At 59.5% G+C, this 16,814-nt stretch carries 14 protein-coding genes; 13 read left to right on the top strand and 1 reads right to left on the bottom strand.

Annotated features, from left to right (window positions below; genetic code table 11):
- Positions 1-145: 145 nt before the first annotated feature.
- The 7 genes from H7C19_RS13115 (at position 146) to H7C19_RS13085 (ending at position 6,643) form a co-directional block, all read left to right on the top strand.
- On the top strand, positions 146-331 hold the full coding sequence (locus H7C19_RS13115; RefSeq protein ID WP_221469229.1) for a hypothetical protein: 186 nt from the start codon (positions 146-148) through the stop codon (positions 329-331).
- Between the two features lie 42 nt (positions 332-373).
- Positions 374-1,237 carry a CPBP family intramembrane glutamic endopeptidase gene (locus H7C19_RS13110; RefSeq protein WP_185143105.1) on the top strand — a complete coding sequence of 288 codons (864 nt, stop codon included), beginning with the start codon at positions 374-376 and terminating at the stop codon, positions 1,235-1,237.
- Positions 1,238-1,635: 398 nt separating this feature from the next.
- The gene (abc-f, locus tag H7C19_RS13105; RefSeq protein ID WP_185143104.1) at positions 1,636-3,465 is read left to right on the top strand and encodes a ribosomal protection-like ABC-F family protein; all 1,830 of its coding nucleotides are present in this window, start codon (positions 1,636-1,638) and stop codon (positions 3,463-3,465) included.
- A gap of 95 nt (positions 3,466-3,560) precedes the next feature.
- Positions 3,561-3,950 (top strand): DUF2500 domain-containing protein, encoded by a 390-nt coding sequence (locus H7C19_RS13100; RefSeq protein ID WP_185143103.1) that lies wholly within the window; start codon positions 3,561-3,563, stop codon positions 3,948-3,950.
- Between the two features lie 15 nt (positions 3,951-3,965).
- Entirely contained in the window at positions 3,966-4,730 is a 765-nt protein-coding gene (locus tag H7C19_RS13095) for an AAA family ATPase (RefSeq protein WP_185143102.1), read from the top strand.
- A 169-nt stretch (positions 4,731-4,899) separates the two neighbouring features.
- Positions 4,900-5,457 carry a PadR family transcriptional regulator gene (locus H7C19_RS13090; protein ID WP_185143101.1) on the top strand — a complete coding sequence of 186 codons (558 nt, stop codon included), beginning with the start codon at positions 4,900-4,902 and terminating at the stop codon, positions 5,455-5,457.
- 19 nt (positions 5,458-5,476) lie between these two features.
- A complete protein-coding gene (locus tag H7C19_RS13085; RefSeq protein ID WP_185143100.1) occupies positions 5,477-6,643 on the top strand; it encodes an MFS transporter in 1,167 nt (388 codons plus the stop codon).
- 99 nt (positions 6,644-6,742) lie between these two features.
- Here H7C19_RS13085 and H7C19_RS13080 read toward each other — a convergent pair whose 3' ends face one another.
- Positions 6,743-7,558: a creatininase family protein gene (locus H7C19_RS13080; protein WP_185143099.1), complete on the bottom strand. Its 816-nt coding sequence runs from the start codon at positions 7,556-7,558 to the stop codon at positions 6,743-6,745.
- 509 nt (positions 7,559-8,067) lie between these two features.
- Between H7C19_RS13080 and H7C19_RS13075 the strand changes: the two genes are divergently transcribed.
- The 6 genes from H7C19_RS13075 to H7C19_RS13050 all read left to right on the top strand — a co-directional run bounded on the left by H7C19_RS13075 (position 8,068) and on the right by H7C19_RS13050 (position 16,811).
- Complete coding sequence (locus H7C19_RS13075; RefSeq protein WP_246469478.1) at positions 8,068-8,274, top strand: hypothetical protein; 207 nt, start codon at positions 8,068-8,070, stop codon at positions 8,272-8,274.
- A 148-nt stretch (positions 8,275-8,422) separates the two neighbouring features.
- A complete protein-coding gene (locus tag H7C19_RS13070; protein WP_185143097.1) occupies positions 8,423-9,787 on the top strand; it encodes an ABC transporter substrate-binding protein in 1,365 nt (454 codons plus the stop codon).
- A gap of 84 nt (positions 9,788-9,871) precedes the next feature.
- The gene (locus H7C19_RS13065) at positions 9,872-12,826 is read left to right on the top strand and encodes an extracellular solute-binding protein (protein WP_185143096.1); all 2,955 of its coding nucleotides are present in this window, start codon (positions 9,872-9,874) and stop codon (positions 12,824-12,826) included.
- Positions 12,827-12,862: 36 nt separating this feature from the next.
- Positions 12,863-13,813, top strand: coding sequence for a carbohydrate ABC transporter permease (locus H7C19_RS13060; RefSeq protein WP_313731611.1), 951 nt, complete (start codon positions 12,863-12,865; stop codon positions 13,811-13,813).
- A 16-nt stretch (positions 13,814-13,829) separates the two neighbouring features.
- Entirely contained in the window at positions 13,830-14,738 is a 909-nt protein-coding gene (locus H7C19_RS13055) for a carbohydrate ABC transporter permease (protein WP_185143095.1), read from the top strand.
- Positions 14,739-14,756: 18 nt separating this feature from the next.
- Complete coding sequence (locus H7C19_RS13050; RefSeq protein WP_185143094.1) at positions 14,757-16,811, top strand: YIP1 family protein; 2,055 nt, start codon at positions 14,757-14,759, stop codon at positions 16,809-16,811.
- Positions 16,812-16,814 lie beyond the last annotated feature (3 nt).

Here is a 16,814-nt window from a genome sequence, read left to right as displayed (position 1 = left end):
GTCTGGAGGTCTGGAGGTGTGAAGGTCTAGAGGTCCGAAGGACTGGAGGTCCGGAGGTCTGACAAATCTATGATGACGGAACAATGGTGCTTAGAATGTCAGAATGTCCGCTAACCACCAAATAAGAATCCGATATAACGCGTACGTGGGATGGTGGCAATTCGAAACGATGGAAGGTCAGCGTCTGGAAATCATGAACCAAGGAACGACATTCGACGGCGATTACGGCTTCACCATGTCCATATCCGACTTAGGGTTGGACAAGCTTGCCGACGGCTTCATTGCCCGATTCTCCGGACTCGCGCTCTACAGGTACGATCGGACCAAATAAACCAATGGCACCGTCAACCGACCCTACCGGGAGGCCCCCCAAATGAACGCAATCCGTGCGACTCTGATCCTGATCGGCAAGGGACTGCTCCTCGCGGCGATCGTGCTGGCGATGATGTTCGTTGCCATCTTCGTCTACGTCTTGGCGGCCGTCCTTAACGGCCGCGATATCGATCAGATCCTGACATTCCAGCGTATGAATCTGACGCTCGCCGTCATTCAAGACCTCTTCCTTATCGCAGGCGTATGGATCATTTACATCGCCTTTGAACGCAAGTCGGGCTGGCCGTTTGGGCTGAAGCAGCGCGGGGCAGCCGTCCGACTGGCGTACGGAATGGCCTTCGGCGCGATCCTCATGACAATCGTCACGCTGCTGATCTGGCTGTTCGGCGGACTGCGGTTCGAAGCGGCGTCCGCCAGCCAAGCGCGATGGCTGTCGCTGCTCTGGGGCGTGTTCGTCTTCGCCGTTGTCGCGTTCAGCGAAGAGCTGTTGACGCGGGGCTACGTGCAAGGCTTGGTCAAGCTGCGATTCGGAGCGGTTGCGGCCGTAGCCGTCTCCTCGCTGCTGTTCGCCGTCATGCACTTCGGCAACGCGAGCGTCTTCGACAGCATCTGGCCGACGGTGAATCTGGTTCTTGCGGGCGTCATTCTCGGCATCTCCAGGGAGGTGAGCGGCGGCTTATGGCTGCCGATCGGCTTCCATTTGACCTGGAACTACTTCCAGGGGTACATCTATGGGTTCGAAGTGTCGGGGGCAGACGTGGAATCCGTGTTCCATCTCGAGCGAACGGGCCGCGATCTCGTCTCCGGCGGCGCGTTCGGCGCGGAAGGCAGCGCGGCGACGACCGCCGTCCTGCTGGTCGGCATCGCGGCGCTGCTGTGGGCGGCCCGTCGGCAACGCCGTTGACGAGCACGTCTTCGGTGAAACCTCGCAGGCTCGCCTCTTGAAGCGAGGACGGTTCATCGCCTATAATGGGAGCATTACCATGACGGAATATACGCGGAGGATCACTCGACCGATGAAGAACTAACACGTTACGCCTGAAGCAGTCAGCTTGCGGTTGCCGCGAGCTACGGATCGCCATGCGGCGAGACGGCCAGGGATACGTGTGTCGGTTGGGGACCTTGCGTTTGCATACGAAGCTCGCGAAGATGACGTGGCCGCGTCGACGCCATGCCCGGAGGAGGCGGGCGTTCGCGCTGCGCTACCGTTCGCGGCTTTGCCCCCATACCGGATCGTTCCCGACCGCAGCCGCTGGCTGCGGTTTTTTAACGGATTTTTCAATCGGATCGGGGGACGCGCATATGCTGTTCAAAGTCAAAGATTTGCGCAAGGAATGGAAAGGAAACGTGCTGTTCGAGAACGTCTCGTTCGAGGTGGGCGAAGGGGAGCGGATCGCCTTGTTCGGGCGCAACGGCGTCGGCAAGACGACGCTGCTGCAAGGACTGCTCGGCCGCTTGGCATTCGACGGAGGCGCCGTGCACCGCGCGCTGCCGTTGGCGGAATGGGGGGCGCTCGATCAGCAGCCAGCCGCCGGGCTTACGATCGGCGCGCTGGCGTTTGTCCTGGCGGGTTCGCCGGAATGCGATGCCGCGAAGCAACGTCTCGACGAGCTGCAGGCCCGGATGGCGCGTTCGCCGGCGGACGATGCGCTGCTGCAAGCCTATGGGGAGGCGTATGAGCGGTATCAACAGCTGGACGGCTACGGCTGGGAGACGAAGGCGGAGAAGAGCCTGCGCCAGCTGCAGCTAGATCCCTCGGTCTGGACGGTGCCGTACGGTTCGCTTAGCGGCGGACAGAAGACGCGGGTCCAGCTCGCCGCGCTCCTCGCCCGGGAGCCGAAGCTGCTCGTCCTGGACGAGCCGACCAATCATCTGGACGCCGAGACGCTGGACTGGCTGGAGAACTGGGTGCGGCAGTATCCGGGCACCGTACTGTACGTCTCGCACGACCGGACGTTCATCGACCGGACGGCGACTTCCGTCCTCGAGCTGGACCGCGGCGGCTGCCGAAGATATGCCGGCGGATATACATCCTATCGAGAGCAGAAGCGGGTGGAAGCCCGTACCCAAGCCGCGCTGTACCGCAAGCAAGAACTGGAGAAAGAGAAGCTGCTCGAGAGCATCCGGCGCTATGCGGAATGGTTCCAGCAAGCGCACGAAGCCGCGGGCCAGAACGACTTCCTCCGCGCCAAGTCCAAGAAGAACGTCTCCCGCCTCCATGCCAAGGAGTCGGCGCTGGAACGGCTGAACCGGCAGCGCGCGGACCAGCCGCGCGAGACGGCGAAGCTGCGCATGCGCCTCGAAGGCGGGTCGTTCGAGGCCGGGATGATGCTGGCGCTGGACGATGTAGGCTTCGCCTACGAAGGGGAGCGGCCGCTGTTCGCCCATCTCGGGCTGGCCTTGCGCCGCGGCGACCGCCTGGCGGTGCTCGGCCCGAACGGCGCGGGCAAGTCTACGCTGCTCAAGATGTTGTCCGGCCGGCTGACGCCGACCGGGGGAACCGTGCGCGCCCACCCGCAGACGCGCATCGCCTACTTCGCCCAAGAGCTCGACGAGTTGGATGAATCGTCGACCATCCTGGACAGCCTGCTTCGGCTGCCGGACATGACGCAGACCGAAGCGCGCACGCTCCTAGGCTGCTTCCTGTTCTCCAGGGAGGACGCGTTCAAGCGGATCGGCGACCTCAGCATGGGAGAGAAATGCCGCGTAGCCTTCCTCATGCTGCTCTTCGGCCGGGCGAATCTGCTCGTGCTGGATGAACCGACGAACTATCTGGATATCGATACGCGCGAGCGGGTCGAGGAGGCGCTGGAAGCCTATCCGGGCGCGCTGCTCCTCGTCTCGCATGATCGCTATCTGCTCCGCCGGGTAGCGAACCGGCTCGTTCTGCTAACGCCGGGGGAGGCGCCGCGCGCCTATCCGGGTACGTATGAAGAGTACTTCTCGCGGGAGAGGCGCCGCGATCTCGACCCGGCGGCGCGGGAGAGGGAGGAGGAACGCGGGCGGCTGGAGCTCCGGCTAGCGCAGCTGATCGGGCTGCCGGAACCTGCGAGCGAGGCGGGGAGGGAGGCGCTGCTGGCCGACATCCGGCGGCTGCGCGGGCAGATCGAAGCTTTGGGGAAGGACGGTTAAGCTTCTCTTTATCGTTTTTTTAGCAGGCGCCATATGTTCAAACGGACCGTAGAAACGATATGATAATGGCAACTATAGTGAAGGGGGACAGATCCATGTTTCCAAATCCGTTGGGAGGTCCGCCGCACGCCTTCCAGTTCTTCTTTTTCCTCATCTTCGCGGTGGTGATCTGCGGCTTTGCTTTCGCCATCGTGAAGGGGCTGTCGACGTGGACGCGGAACAACGCCTCCGAATTGATCTCCAGACCGGCGAGAGTCGTCGCCAAACGGACGAATGTATGGGGCGGCTCGGGCGAATCCAGCTCGTCTACGAGCTATTACGTGACCTTCGAAGCGGAGGACGGCTCCCGTGCGGAGTTGGCCGTGAACGGGAAAACCTATGGCATGCTGGCCGAAGGAGACGTGGGGCAGCTCACCCATCAAGGGACCCGGTATAAAGGATTCGACCGCCATGGACGCGCTAACGAGGCGCAGGGGTCCAGTTAGGGGGAGGCAGCGGGCATGCCGTTCTTAAGACGAATCGAACTCGACCGGACGCGGCTCGGCGACGGGGAAGCGCGCGTGCGCGATTATCCGTTCGATATCCCGGCCATCCGCCGCCTGGATCGGCTCGCGTTCGACGCCGACGTGACGTTCTTCGTCGGGGCCAACGGCTCCGGCAAGTCGACGCTGCTCGAAGCGATCGGCGTCTCTTGCGGCTTCAGCATCGTCGGCGGACGCGACCTCGTCATCGCCAAGGAGAAGGACGATACGTCTCTCGCCGACCTCCTGCGTCTGTCCTGGACGCCGAAGGTGTCGGGCGGATTCTTCTTCCGCGCGGAGACGTTCGATACGTTCGCGGACTATATCGACGAGCTGGCCAAGGACCCCTTCGTCGGGACATCCGCCTATGCGCCCTACGAAGGACGCTCGCTGCATGAACGGTCGCACGGGCAAGGGTTCTTGACCTTTTTCCGCAATCGGCTCGGACGCAAAGGGCTTTATCTGCTGGACGAGCCCGAGTCCGCGCTGTCGCCGCAGAATCAATTGGCCCTCATGCGCATCCTCTGGGAGCAAGCGTCGGCCGGCCAAGCGCAATTCATCGTGGCGACGCATTCGCCGATTCTGATGGCTTATCCGAACGCGCGCATCCTGCAGTTCGACGAGGAGGGGATCGCGCCCGTCGCTTACGAGGATACGGAGCATTATAGGCTCACGAAGGACTTCCTGAACAACCGGGAGCGGTATTTCCGCATGCTGTTCTCGGAAGACGAGGAAGCGGACTGAAACGCTGCAATCGGCAATGAATCGGCTTGGCGCAAGACCGGGGACGCAGGAAGCGTCCCCGGTCTTTTTGCCGTCGCCCCGCCCGAGGCGTGCCAAAATGTGCTGGCAATATATGTCGGATCGACATATNNATATGTCGATCCGACATATATGTGGAGGTGATGCGCTCATGTATGAGCTGTTCGCGCTCGGCGAGCTTCGGACGGGAGACAAACACGGCTATATGCTGCAGGAGGTGCTGAAGCGAATCGGCACCGTCCGCGCCATCAGCTCGGGCACGCTGTATCCGCTCCTCTCCCGGCTGACGGACGAAGGATCGATCCATCTGCGCCTGGAGGAAGAGACCGAAGGCGGGCGGCCCAAGAAGATCTATTCACTCACGGAGAGCGGCCGGGAGCGGTTCGCCGCGCTGATGGCGAAGCCGCTGGCGCACAATGCGGAGACGGCGCTCGTCTTCCGCATCAAGATGGTCTACTTCCGCTATGTGCCGAAGACGGTGCGGCTGGCTTGTCTGACGCAATACCTGGACTACCTGCGCGGACAGCGCGAATACGTCAGCCGGTTCGAGCGGCAACTGATCGCCGCGCAGCCGGAGCCGGAGATTCAACGCATTCAACTGCTGCGGACGCTCGATCATCGCAAGCACATGGGGGCGGCGGACCTGGACTGGGTGCGCGCGGAGATCGCGCGCGTGGAGGCGTCGGACCCGGACGAAGCGCAAGGTTAAAGAACGAGGAGGAATGGCCATGGAGCGATTGTGGACGAAGCCTTTTATCTTGATGACGGCGGGGATGCTATTCCTGTTCACGGGATTCTACCTGCTGCTGCCGACGCTGCCGCTCTATATCAAGCAGCTCGGCGCTTCCGAGTCGCAGGTCGGCCTGGCGGCGGGGGCGTTCACGCTCGCGGCCGTCGCGACGCGTCCGCTCGTCGGCGGACTGCTGGATCGTTACGGCAGACGGGTGTTCATGATCGCGGGGCTGCTGTTGTTCACGTTGTCGATGTATGCGTACGACTGGGTCGGCGGACTCGCGATGCTGTTCGCGCTGCGCGTGCTGCACGGCGTCAGTTGGGCATTCTCCACGACCGCGGTCGGGACGTCGATCACGGATATCATTCCGTCCGCGCGGCGAGGGGAGGGAATGGGGTATTACGGCATGGCGATGACCGTCGCGATGGCGGTGGGACCGATGCTCGGCGTCTGGCTGATCCAGGGCGGCTCGTACCATCCGCTGTTCCTGCTCGCCACCGGTTTCTCCGTGGCGGCGCTGCTGCTCGCTCTGGCGGCCAAGACGCCGTACCGGCCCCGGGGAGGCCGGGGACGGCTGCAGCTGTTCGAGCGCTCCATCGCCTCCGTCATGGTCGCGATCTTCTTTCTCGCCGCCGCATATGGCGGGATTACCACCTTCGTGCCGCTGTTCGCGGAGTCGGTCCAGGTGAACGCGGGCACTTTTTTCCTCGTGTACGCCATCGCGCTCACCGCGACCCGTCCCCTTGCGGGCAAGCTGTCCGACCGGCGCGGAGAAGCATTCGTCATCGTGCCGGCGCTTGCCGTGACGGTGGCGGCTCTGCTGGTGCTGAGCTTCTCGCACGGCTTTACCGGCATGTCGATCGCGGCCGTCCTGTACGGCATCGGATTCGGATCCGCGCAGCCGGCGCTCCAATCGGCCGCCCTCCGGCTCGCCCATCCGGATCGCCGCGGGGTGGCGAACGCTTCGTTCACGGCCTCCTTCGACCTCGGCATCGGTCTGGGTTCGATCGTGCTCGGCTGGGTATCGCAGTATACCGGCTACCAGACGCTGTTCACGGTGACGGCGTTCTCGGCGGCGGCTTCCATGGCCGTCTTCGCGATCTTCGTCCGCCGGCGGCTGCGGGCGCCGGAGCCTGCGACCACCGCCGCCGCCACCCCGTGAACGGCTGGAGCTTCCGTCTTCCCGACGGAAGCTCCATGATGAACGCAAAAAAGAATCCGGCGCCCGCCGTTTCAAGGGCGCCGGATTTTTTTTGTTCGTTTACGGGATTCGCGAGATTTCGTCGCAACGGTCGTAGAATTCTTGCTGCAGCTGCAAAGCGGTCTCGTCCTCCTTGATCCGTTTGACGGCTTTCGCCAGATTGGCCGCGCAGTACTCCAAGTAAACTTTGCCGTATTCCGCGGTCGAGAGGGAAGGGGTGCCGGCGATCTGGTTCGGATACTCGGCGTACCAATGGATCGAGGAGAACAGCTTCTCTTCGGTCATCCACCGGCCCCGGCCTAACGGATTCCATTCGCCCGGGTTCAGGCGGTCCATATGGACGAGAGACGGATCGATGTGCAGGATCTCGGACGTTTCCATATGATCCGCGTGTCCGTAATCTCCCGGCGTTTGGAAATGCGTCTCGAGATAGCGGTGCTGCTCCTGGGATAGCTCCCACAAATCGTAGGCGTAGACGACGTAATCCCTGCGCTCGTCCAGCATCGTCTGCACGAAGTAACGAAGCCAATGGTTGTTGCCTCCGTGTCCGTTCGCCAGCACGATCTTATCGAAGCCGTTGCGCCGGATCTCCTTCACCACTTCCCCAAGCAACCGCATTTGGATTTCGCCGCTCACGGCAATCGTTCCGGCATGGTGCTTCACTTCGGAGACCTGCGCGAAAAAATAATAGGGGAAGACGACGAAAGGTTCCAGCTTGGCGGCTTCCTCGGATACGGTTCTGGCGATCATCATGTCCGTTCCGAGCGGCAGATGGTCGCCGTGCTTCTCCAGGCAGCCGATCGGCAATACGCATACGCGGCCGGACGTCCGGAGCGCCTCTTCGAATTGCTTGACGGTCAAGTTCTCCCACTTCATATCCGAACCTCGCTCTTCATCGCTTGCAGCCAAGCGGAGATTGTTGACAATTATATCATACAGAATGAAGTTAAAATCCAAAAAATATAACAAAAATGAAAAAACAATCTTCTACTATCTAACGAATGATGCTATTATAAGACCGAAGATGCTGGAGGTTAAATTCACCGACATTATTTAATATAAATAATTATTCCACTTTAATCGGGTGAATTCATGGAACGACATGCCGATAACCGCGTGGATTCGGGGTTTGATCGTATCCAGCCAAACTTCGCGCGCGGAGCCGCTGTTCGGTGCCGAACGTCAGCTTCCGATGGCCTTAGTTGTCGAGGAAGGCCGTGCGGCGGCGAGACGCGTCCATACGCCGAAAGAATCCCGGCAAGCAAGAAGAGGCGCAAACTTCCGAATATCGTCTTGTATAAGAAACAATATTCCGATTCCGGCGTGTACATTACGCCTGCCCTCCAGTCGCAGTGATCTCCGCCGTCGGGGAAGGCATCGCGGCCATGAACATGGCCGCGGAACGGATCTCGACGACCCTATCCGATTACACCTCGTACAGCAAACAGCAGAATCCGGATATCGGTCTGGTTTCCCGTTTGTCCGCGCACAGCCATCACGAGACCTCTAAAAACGACCCGAAGATTTTCAATGCCATACCGATCGGCATCAAGCTAAAACGCCTTTCCGCAAGCCGCAACCTCATTCCTTAAAGGTGGTGATGCAGCTCGTATCTCATACCGGGTATTCGAGGGGATCCGTTCGACCTGCAATGCCGTAACTGAGCCGCATATGCAAGCAAAAAAGAAACCGCTTTCAAGTGCAACGACCTCAAAAAGTAGGATCTAAGGAGGAAGTTCCGTGAAAAAAAGGTATTTGATTACGCTTACGGCGGTGCTGGCGATGATGGTCGCCCTGATCTCCGCATGCTCGTCCAAGAGCAACGACGAGGGTCAATCCTCGTCTCCGTCCGCATCGGCTTCGTCCTCTTCCGCCGCGTCTCCGTCGGCCTCTTCCGATACGCCGAAGGGCAAGGTCGAGATCCAGTTCTGGTACGGATGGGGCGGACCGGAAGGCGAATTGATGGAGAAAATGATCAAAAAATTCAACGACAGCCAAGATCAGATCGTGGTGAAAGGCACCGTGGAGGCGGACTACAGCAAACAGCTGACGGCGATCACGGCAGGCAATCCGCCGGACGTGGCCTCCAACTTCGGCAACGCGTCCGTTCCGAACGGCGAGAACGGCGCGAACACCCCGCTGGACGACTATATGGCCAAAAGCGACATGTCGGCGGACCTGTTCGTGCCGGGCGCGATCAAGCAACAGCAATACAACGGCAAAACCTATGCGGTACCGGTCGCCATGCACTATTCCGCGTTGTTCTACAATAAGGACCTGCTTGCGCAAGCCGGTTACGACAAGCCGCCGGAAACCGTGCAGCAGCTGTTCGAATACTTCGACAAGCTAAGCAAGATCGAAGCGAACGGCGAGATCAAAGTGCTGGGCCTCGGGCCTCCGTCGCTGCCGGTCTACGATTACGCTTACCTGTTCGGCGGCAAGTTCGTCGACGTGGACAAAGGCGAGATCACGCCGCAAGATACGGGCTTCATCCAAGCGATGAAGCAAAGCGCCGCCCTGTACAAGAAAGCGGGCGGATCGGAGAAAGTGAATGCGTTCACCAAGAAACTTGGAGCGGGACTGTCCGCGGACGATCCTTTCTTCACCGGCAAATACGCCATGACGTTCGGCGGCGAATGGACGGGGACGTTCATTAAGAAATTCGCGCCTAACCTGAACTACGGCATCGCGCCGATGCCGTACGACGAGAATCATCCGGACATGAAGGGCGCCGCTTCCGTCGATACGTCTACGTTCTACATTCCAAAGGGCGCGAAGCATCCGGACGAGGCTTGGAAGTTCATCGAATGGTTCCTCAAACCGGAGAACATCGCGGAATTCGATGCCGGCTTGGGCAATCTTACGCCCGTGCTCGCCGCGATCGATTCTCCGATGTTTGGCGACGTCGCCGGATTCAAGGAGTTCCTCGAAGGCTCCAAAAGCCCGAATCTTCAAAGCTTCCCGGCTTCGCCTTACATGAGCGTCTACTTGAACGAGATCGGCGTCGCGTTCAATGACGTGCTGCTGAACAAGATCTCCGCCGAACAGGCGGCGAAGCAGATCGCGGACAAGATGGCGCCGGAAGTCGCCAAATACAAGAAGTAACCGTACGCGGAAACCATGCGGCTCCTGCCCGTCATGTACGGGCGGGAACGCATGCGATGCGAATGTTCATGGGGGTGTACCGGCTTGCTCACGACTACGGATAAGAAGTTCCGCGCTTCGAAATGGAAAGCGCTGCTCGCCTTCACCGTGCTGTTCGGTTTGGTCGTTGCCCCGATCGGCGGCGCCGACGCGGCGGAGAAACTGGCGGACAAATACAAAGACGCGCTCAAGCTGAAGCCGATCGAATTCTCGACCTATAGCGAATCCCAACTGCCGACCTATGCCGCGGTGTTGAAGAAACAAGAAGAGAAAGGCGGCAAGAACGCGGACAACGTACGGGTGGAGATTCCGGCAGCAGGCTTCGCCGGTTCCGGGTCCGGGCAGCATGCCGCGCCCGAGCTTCAAGCCGGTATCGGCGGGAATTCGGATCCAGCCGTCGTCTGGAAAGAGGAACTGGATTGGATCGAGTGGCCGGTCGACGTGCCGGCGGACGGCTTCTATAACATCGAGGTTACCTATTATCCGATTGCAGGTAAACGCTCCTCCATCGACCGCAGCGTGAAGATCGACGATGAATTCCCGTTTAATGAAGCGCAGCGATTGACCTTTCCGCGGATGTGGGCCGATCAAGCGGAACCCGTCAGAAACAGCCAGGGGGACGATATCCGGCCGAAGCAAGTCGAAGTGCCGCACTGGGAAGCTTTGAGACTCACTGATAATGAAGGAAAATATCCGGAGCCTTTCCGTTTTTATCTGACCAAGGGAAGCCACAAGCTCCGTTTCGATACGATCAAGGAACCGATCGCGATCTCGAAGATCGCTCTCGTATCTCCCGAGACCGTTCCGTCTTACGAGCAAGTGAAGCAGCAATATGAGCAGCAGGGTTATCGGCCGGCCGAGAACCAGACGATTAAATTCCAAGCGGAGAAGGTCGCCTACAAAATGGAGCCGACCCTGCGCAGGGAATCGAACTCCGATCCGCTCGTCGAACCGGCCGCGCACGGCAACCAGCGGCTGAACGTCATCGGCGATTACCGCTGGCGCAAGGGCGGACAATATTTGGCCTGGGAGTTCGAGGTGCCCGCAGACGGGCTGTACAAGATCGGCTTGAAAAACGGCCAGTGGTGGGGAGACGGTCTGCCGACCTACCGCAAGATCGAGTTGGACGGCCGCGTTCCCTTTAAGGAGCTGGAAGAGTACGCCTTCCCTTACGCCAAAGAATGGCGGGTCTCCGGACTCGGCGACGACCAAGGCGACTTCCTGTTCTACCTGACCCAAGGCAAACACACCTTGCGCATGACCGCCCAGCTGGGGCCATACCGGGATGCGATCAACTCCCTGTCCGATACGATCCTCGCGATCTCGGAATTGAACCGGAAGATCATCATGGTCACCGGCACCAAACCGGACATGAACTTCCGTTACGAGCTGGACCGGCGCATTCCGAACTTGATCGAGGAATTGAACAAGATCACGGCGAGCTTGTCCTACCAGATTGCGCTGCTCGACGGCTTGTCGGGGAAATCCGCCGCGGTGGTCCAGAGCTTAAAATCGATCCGCGACCAATACGAGAGCATGGCCTCGAATCCGGACAACATCCCCAAGCGGTTGGATGACATCACGAATACGCAAGGACAGCTTGGCAACTGGCTCCTGAGCTTGAAAGAATCGCCGCTCGTGCTGGATTACTTCGTCGTCTCTTCGCCGGACGGGAAATACCCGAAGGCCAAATCGAACTTCTTCCAGAAAACCGTCTCGATGACCCAAAACTTCTTCCGTTCTTTCTCCAAAGACTACGACAGCGTAGGGGACACCTTCGCAGGCGGAGAAGGGCCGGTCATCGACGTGTGGATCGGCAACGGCCGCGAATGGGCGGAGCTGACCAAAGATCTGATCGACGAGGAATTCACGCCGCAGACCGGCATCCGCGTCAATATCAACACGATTCCGGCAGGTCAGCTCGCTTCCGGTACGGCCAACACGCTGCTGCTCTCCGCCAGTTCCCACCGGGCGCCCGACGTAGCGACCAACCTGGAAGCCACGATGCCCGTGGAATTCGCCATTCGCGACGCGATCGTGAATCTGAAGCAGTTCGACGACTACGACGAGACGGTCAAGGCATTCCTGCCGGGTTCGCTGATTCCGTTCGACTACAACGGCGGAGCATACGCGCTGCCGGAGACGCAGGACTTTAACCTGATATTCTACCGCAAAGACATCCTGTCCCAGCTCGGACTGGGCATTCCCGACACTTGGCAGGACCTGTACAAAATCTTGCCGGTGCTGCAGCGGGGCGGCATGAACGCGTGGATCCCGCCGATGTTCGATCCGTTCCTCTACCAGCACGGGGGCGGCTACTACAACGAGGGCTTGAACCGATCGGGACTCGATACGCCGGAAGCGTATTCGGCCTTCAAAGAATGGACGGATATCTATACCAACTTCCGGCTGCCGATCGAAGCCAACTTCTTCAACCGGATGCGCTCGGGCGAGATGCCGATCGGCATCTCCAATTACGCGACGTACGTTCAGTTCGCCGTGGCCGCCCCCGAACTGACGGGTCGCTGGGGGATCGCGCCGATGCCGGGCACGGTCCGGGAGGACGGCACGGTCGACCGCACCTCGGGCGGAGCGGTGTACGGCTCGGTGATCTTCAAGCAATCGAAGCATCAGAAGGAAGCTTGGGAATTCCTCAAATGGTGGATGAGCAAAGACGTGCAGCTGCGGTTCGGCCAGGAGCTGGAATCCCTGATCGGCGTCGAGGCGCGTTGGAACACGGCCAACACCGAAGCGTTCAAGGAGCTGCCTTGGCCCAAAGAGGATCTGGCTACCTTCGAAGAGCAGTGGAAATGGTACCGCGAAAGACCGGTCATTCCGGGCGGCTACTTCACGATGCGGCACATTACGAACGCGTGGAACCGCGTCGTGCTCTCCGGCACGAATCCGAGGGAATCGATCGAGCAGGCGGTCAAGGATATCAACAAGGAGCTCTTGGCCAAGCAGGAAGAGTTCGGGATCGGCACGGCCCCCAAACAATAGCGTCCCGTCAGGTTCGCACGGAAAGGATGGATTCGGGTGGCAGGACAAACGGCGGTGGCGGCCAGCCATCCCCCGGCTTACGGGACCAGGAAGAGAACCGGCCTGGTCGCCCATTTGAAGACCCATAAGATCAAGTATCTGATGCTCGCTCCGTTTATTCTGCTGTTCTTCGTGTTCTACATCGTGCCCGTGGCGTCGTCCATCGTGCTGAGCTTCACCTATTACAACATGCTGCAGCCGCCGAGATGGATCGGATTGGCCAATTACCGCCTGCTGTTCCTGGAAGACGATATTTTCCTGATCGCGCTCAAGAATACGCTGGCGTTCGCCGTCGTCACGGGTCCTTTAAGCTATTTCCTGTCGTTCTTCTTCGCCTGGATCATCAACAGCCTGCGGTTCAGCAACCTGTTCGCGCTCGCGTTCTATGCCCCTTCGATCACGAGCACGGTCGCGCTGACCGTCGTCTGGACGTACATTTTCTCGGGCGACCGGTACGGTCTCATCAACAAGTTCCTGATCGACTTCGGGCTGATCGACAGGCCGATCCTATGGCTCTCCAATCCGGATTACATGCTGTACGTCGTCATGTTCGTCTCGCTCTGGATGAGCATGGGGGCCGGATTTCTCGTCTTCCTGGCGGGCTTGCGCAACGTGCCGTCCGATCTGTACGAGGCGGGAGCCATCGACGGGATCAAGAACAAGTTTCAGCAAATGTGGATGATTACGCTGCCGTTGATGAAGCCGCAGCTGCTGTTCGGCGCGGTCATGTCGATCGTCGCTTCGTTCGCCGTATTCGATATCGCGGTCGCGCTGACCGGGATGCCGAGCGCGAACTACGCGGCGCATACGATCGTGTCCCACTTGTACGACTACGCGTTCATCCGGTTCGAACTCGGCTACGCGTCGGCGATCTCCGTGGTGCTGTTCCTGTTGACCTTCACGCTGGGACGGATCAGCATGCGAATGTTCTCTTCAAGCGACGAGTGAGGAAGGAGGGACCGGAATGCTCGCAGCATCCAAACAGATCTTCAAGCCGATCGGCCGAGCGGCCTACGTCTTCCACCGCAGGTGGATCAAGGGGATTACGCTCAGCAAAATTTTCTTGTATCTCTTCATGATCGCCCTGGTCGTCTTCACGGCGGCGCCGATCATTTTCGTCGCTTCGACGGCCTTCAAGCCGCTGGATGAGCTGTTCTTGTATCCGCCGCGATTTTTCGTCATGAAGCCGACGTTCAAAAACTTCGGCGACCTGCTGATCGCGACGGACTCGTCGCTCGTCCCGTTTACCCGCTACTTGTTCAACAGCGTGTTCACGACGGTCGCCATCGTGCTGTTCAGCGTCATCGTCACTTCGATGGGCGCGTTCATCATCTCGAAGTATAAGCTCCCGGGGATGGCCTTCATCTTTGCCGTCGTCATCTCGGCGCTGATGTTCCCCGCGCAGGTGACGTCGATCCCGACGTACTTCGTCATCTCCAATCTCGCCATTCTGAATACGTACTGGGCGCTCATCCTGCCCAAGCTGGCCGTCCCGTACAACTTGTTCCTGGTCAAGCAGTTCATGGATCAGATTCCCGACCAGACGCTCGAGGCGGCCAAAGTCGACGGGGCCAACGAATGGACGATGTTCTGGAAGATCGTCATGCCCTACGTCAAGCCGGCCTGGATGACCGTCGTCATCTTCTCCTTTATCGGGAATTGGAACGACTTCTCATCTCCCCTGATCTACACGACGAGCGAAGCCATGAAGACGCTGCCGCTGGCCATGCTGGGCGTGTCCAACGGAACGGTAGGCAGGATGGGGGCCGCGGCCGCGGGGGCATTCGTGACCGTCATGCCCAGTATCGTGCTGTTCATCATCCTGCAGCGGCAGGTCATGGACACGATGGCCCATTCCGGGATCAAATCGTAGAATCGAGGGGATTCAAACGTGAGAAGGCTGCGGCTAGGATTGATTTTGGCCATGATCGCCATCGCATCGCTATTCGCCGGGACGGCCGCCGCTTACGCCGTGCCCGCGACCGGCTACGCGATCGCGCCGGAAGGATACCACATCGCGGTTCCGCTCGGCTATTCGGTGGAACGGGTATTGACCGGGGACTATGCGCACGGCATGTTCAAGAATCCGGAGGATCTGTTCATCGACGCCAAGGATCAAGTGTATGTCGCCGATACGGCCAACAACCGCATCGTAAAGATGGATAAATTCGGCAAGATTCTGAAGGTGTTCGGGACGAAGGACGACAAGTTGAATCTCATGGAGCCGCGGGGCATCTTCGTAGAGGACGACGGGGACGTCTATATCGCGGATACCGGCAACAACCGCATCGTCCACCTGAGTCCCGCAGGGGAGCTGATCGAGAAGTTCATCGCGCCCGAATCGGACCTGATCGACAAAGATTTCCCGTTCATGCCGACGAAGCTGGCGCTCGACCGCAACGGCAATATGTACGTCACGAACGGCAGCGATTATCACGGTCTGATGGTCATCGACGGACATAACGAATTTCAAGGCTATATCGCGCCGAACAAATTGAAATTCAACCTGAAGGACTACATCCTGCGGAAATACGCGACGAAAGAGCAGCGGGAAGCGCTCGGCAAAGTCGTCCCGCCGAACCACCGGAACGTCACGATCGACCAGAAGAACGGCTTCCTGTATACCGCGATCGAGAATACGATGCTCGACGAGATCAAGCGGTTCAACCTGCTCGGGATCAACACCTATCCCGTCGACCGGCAGTACGGGGAGTTCAACGTCCGCAGGGGCGTGACGACTTCGCCGAACGTAGTCGACGTGGCCGTGGACAAGGACGGGATCATCACGGCCGTCGACTCCAACCACCGCAAAATCTACCAGTTCGATCAGGAAGGCAACAACCTGCTCGTATTCGGCGGGAACGGCGATCAGACGGGGTTCTTCCAGGAACCGGTCAGCGTCGCCAACGATTCGGAGGGCTTGCTGTACGTGCTTGACCGTGCCCGCGGAGAGGTGCAGGCGTTCCGGGCGAACCACTTTACCTCGCTCGTGCACAACGGCAGCGAGCTATTCAGCGACGGGCGCTACGAGGAAGCGCTGGAGCCCTGGAGGCAGGTCGTCTCCATCGATTCCAACTATATTCTCGCGCATCGCGGCATCGGCAAGGCGCTGTACAAGCAGCAGCAATGGAAGGCCGCGATGACGGAATTTCGGCTCGGGGAGGACATGGGCAACTACTCGAACGCCTTCCGCGAATACCGGCATGAGCTTCTGCGCCACCAATTCGGATGGATCGCCCTCGCCGCGGCCGCGGTCGGCGTCGGCTTGTATTACGCGATCGTGGCCTTGAACGGGTATGCCAGAAAGGTGCTCGCGGCCCCGGCGGGATCCGGCTATCCGTCGTTCCAGAATGCGATTCTCGCCATCTTCGCGCCGCGCGAAGCCTTTTACCGGATTCAATCCGCTCCCCGTTACGGGGCGGTGATCGTTCTCGTTTTGGGGATATTGGCGGCCCGGTTCATCCAAATCTATTTTACGAGCTTCCATTTCAATATGACCCGTCCGGAATTCGCCGATTTTTACTTCGAGGTCTCGCAATTGATCGTGCCGTTCTTCCTGTTCGCCGCATCGGCCTGGATGATCACCTCGATCATGGACGGGGAGTCCAAGTTCAAGCAGATTCTGGCCGCTTGCGCTTATGCGGCGATCCCGTACATCATCGGCACGCTCGTCCAGACCTTGATGAGCAACCTGCTGACGCGCGACGAGCTGGCGATCTACGACATGATCGGCACCGTTACCTACTGTTGGGTCGGACTGTCTTTGTTCCTTCTCATCATGGTGATGAACGACTATTCGGTATCCAAGACGGTCTGGGTCATCGTCTTGTCCGTCTTGACCGCCATCGCGCTGCTGCTGGTCGGTATTCTGTTCTACGTCCTCGTGCAGCACGTGATCGACTTCTTCAAGGAAGTGTTCCTGGAGCTTTATATCAGAGGATTCTAAGTA

The sequence above is a fragment of the Cohnella nanjingensis genome (genome assembly GCF_014212125.1).
In the GTDB taxonomy this organism is placed as follows: domain Bacteria; phylum Bacillota; class Bacilli; order Paenibacillales; family Paenibacillaceae; genus Cohnella; species Cohnella nanjingensis.
This window is presented reverse-complemented; position numbering and strand designations above follow the sequence as displayed.

Bases quoted from the DNA above. Each gene is read 5' to 3' on its own strand.
- H7C19_RS13110 (WP_185143105.1), top strand. From the start codon at position 374: ATGAACGCAATCCGTGCGACTCTGATCCTGATCGGCAAGGGACTGCTC.
- abc-f (WP_185143104.1), top strand. From the start codon at position 1,636: ATGCTGTTCAAAGTCAAAGATTTGCGCAAGGAATGGAAAGGAAACGTG.
- H7C19_RS13100 (WP_185143103.1), top strand. From the start codon at position 3,561: ATGTTTCCAAATCCGTTGGGAGGTCCGCCGCACGCCTTCCAGTTCTTC.
- H7C19_RS13095 (WP_185143102.1), top strand. From the start codon at position 3,966: ATGCCGTTCTTAAGACGAATCGAACTCGACCGGACGCGGCTCGGCGAC.
- H7C19_RS13090 (WP_185143101.1), top strand. From the start codon at position 4,900: ATGTATGAGCTGTTCGCGCTCGGCGAGCTTCGGACGGGAGACAAACAC.
- H7C19_RS13085 (WP_185143100.1), top strand. From the start codon at position 5,477: ATGGAGCGATTGTGGACGAAGCCTTTTATCTTGATGACGGCGGGGATG.
- H7C19_RS13080 (WP_185143099.1), bottom strand. From the start codon at position 7,558: ATGAAGTGGGAGAACTTGACCGTCAAGCAATTCGAAGAGGCGCTCCGG.
- H7C19_RS13075 (WP_246469478.1), top strand. From the start codon at position 8,068: ATGAACATGGCCGCGGAACGGATCTCGACGACCCTATCCGATTACACC.
- H7C19_RS13055 (WP_185143095.1), top strand. From the start codon at position 13,830: ATGCTCGCAGCATCCAAACAGATCTTCAAGCCGATCGGCCGAGCGGCC.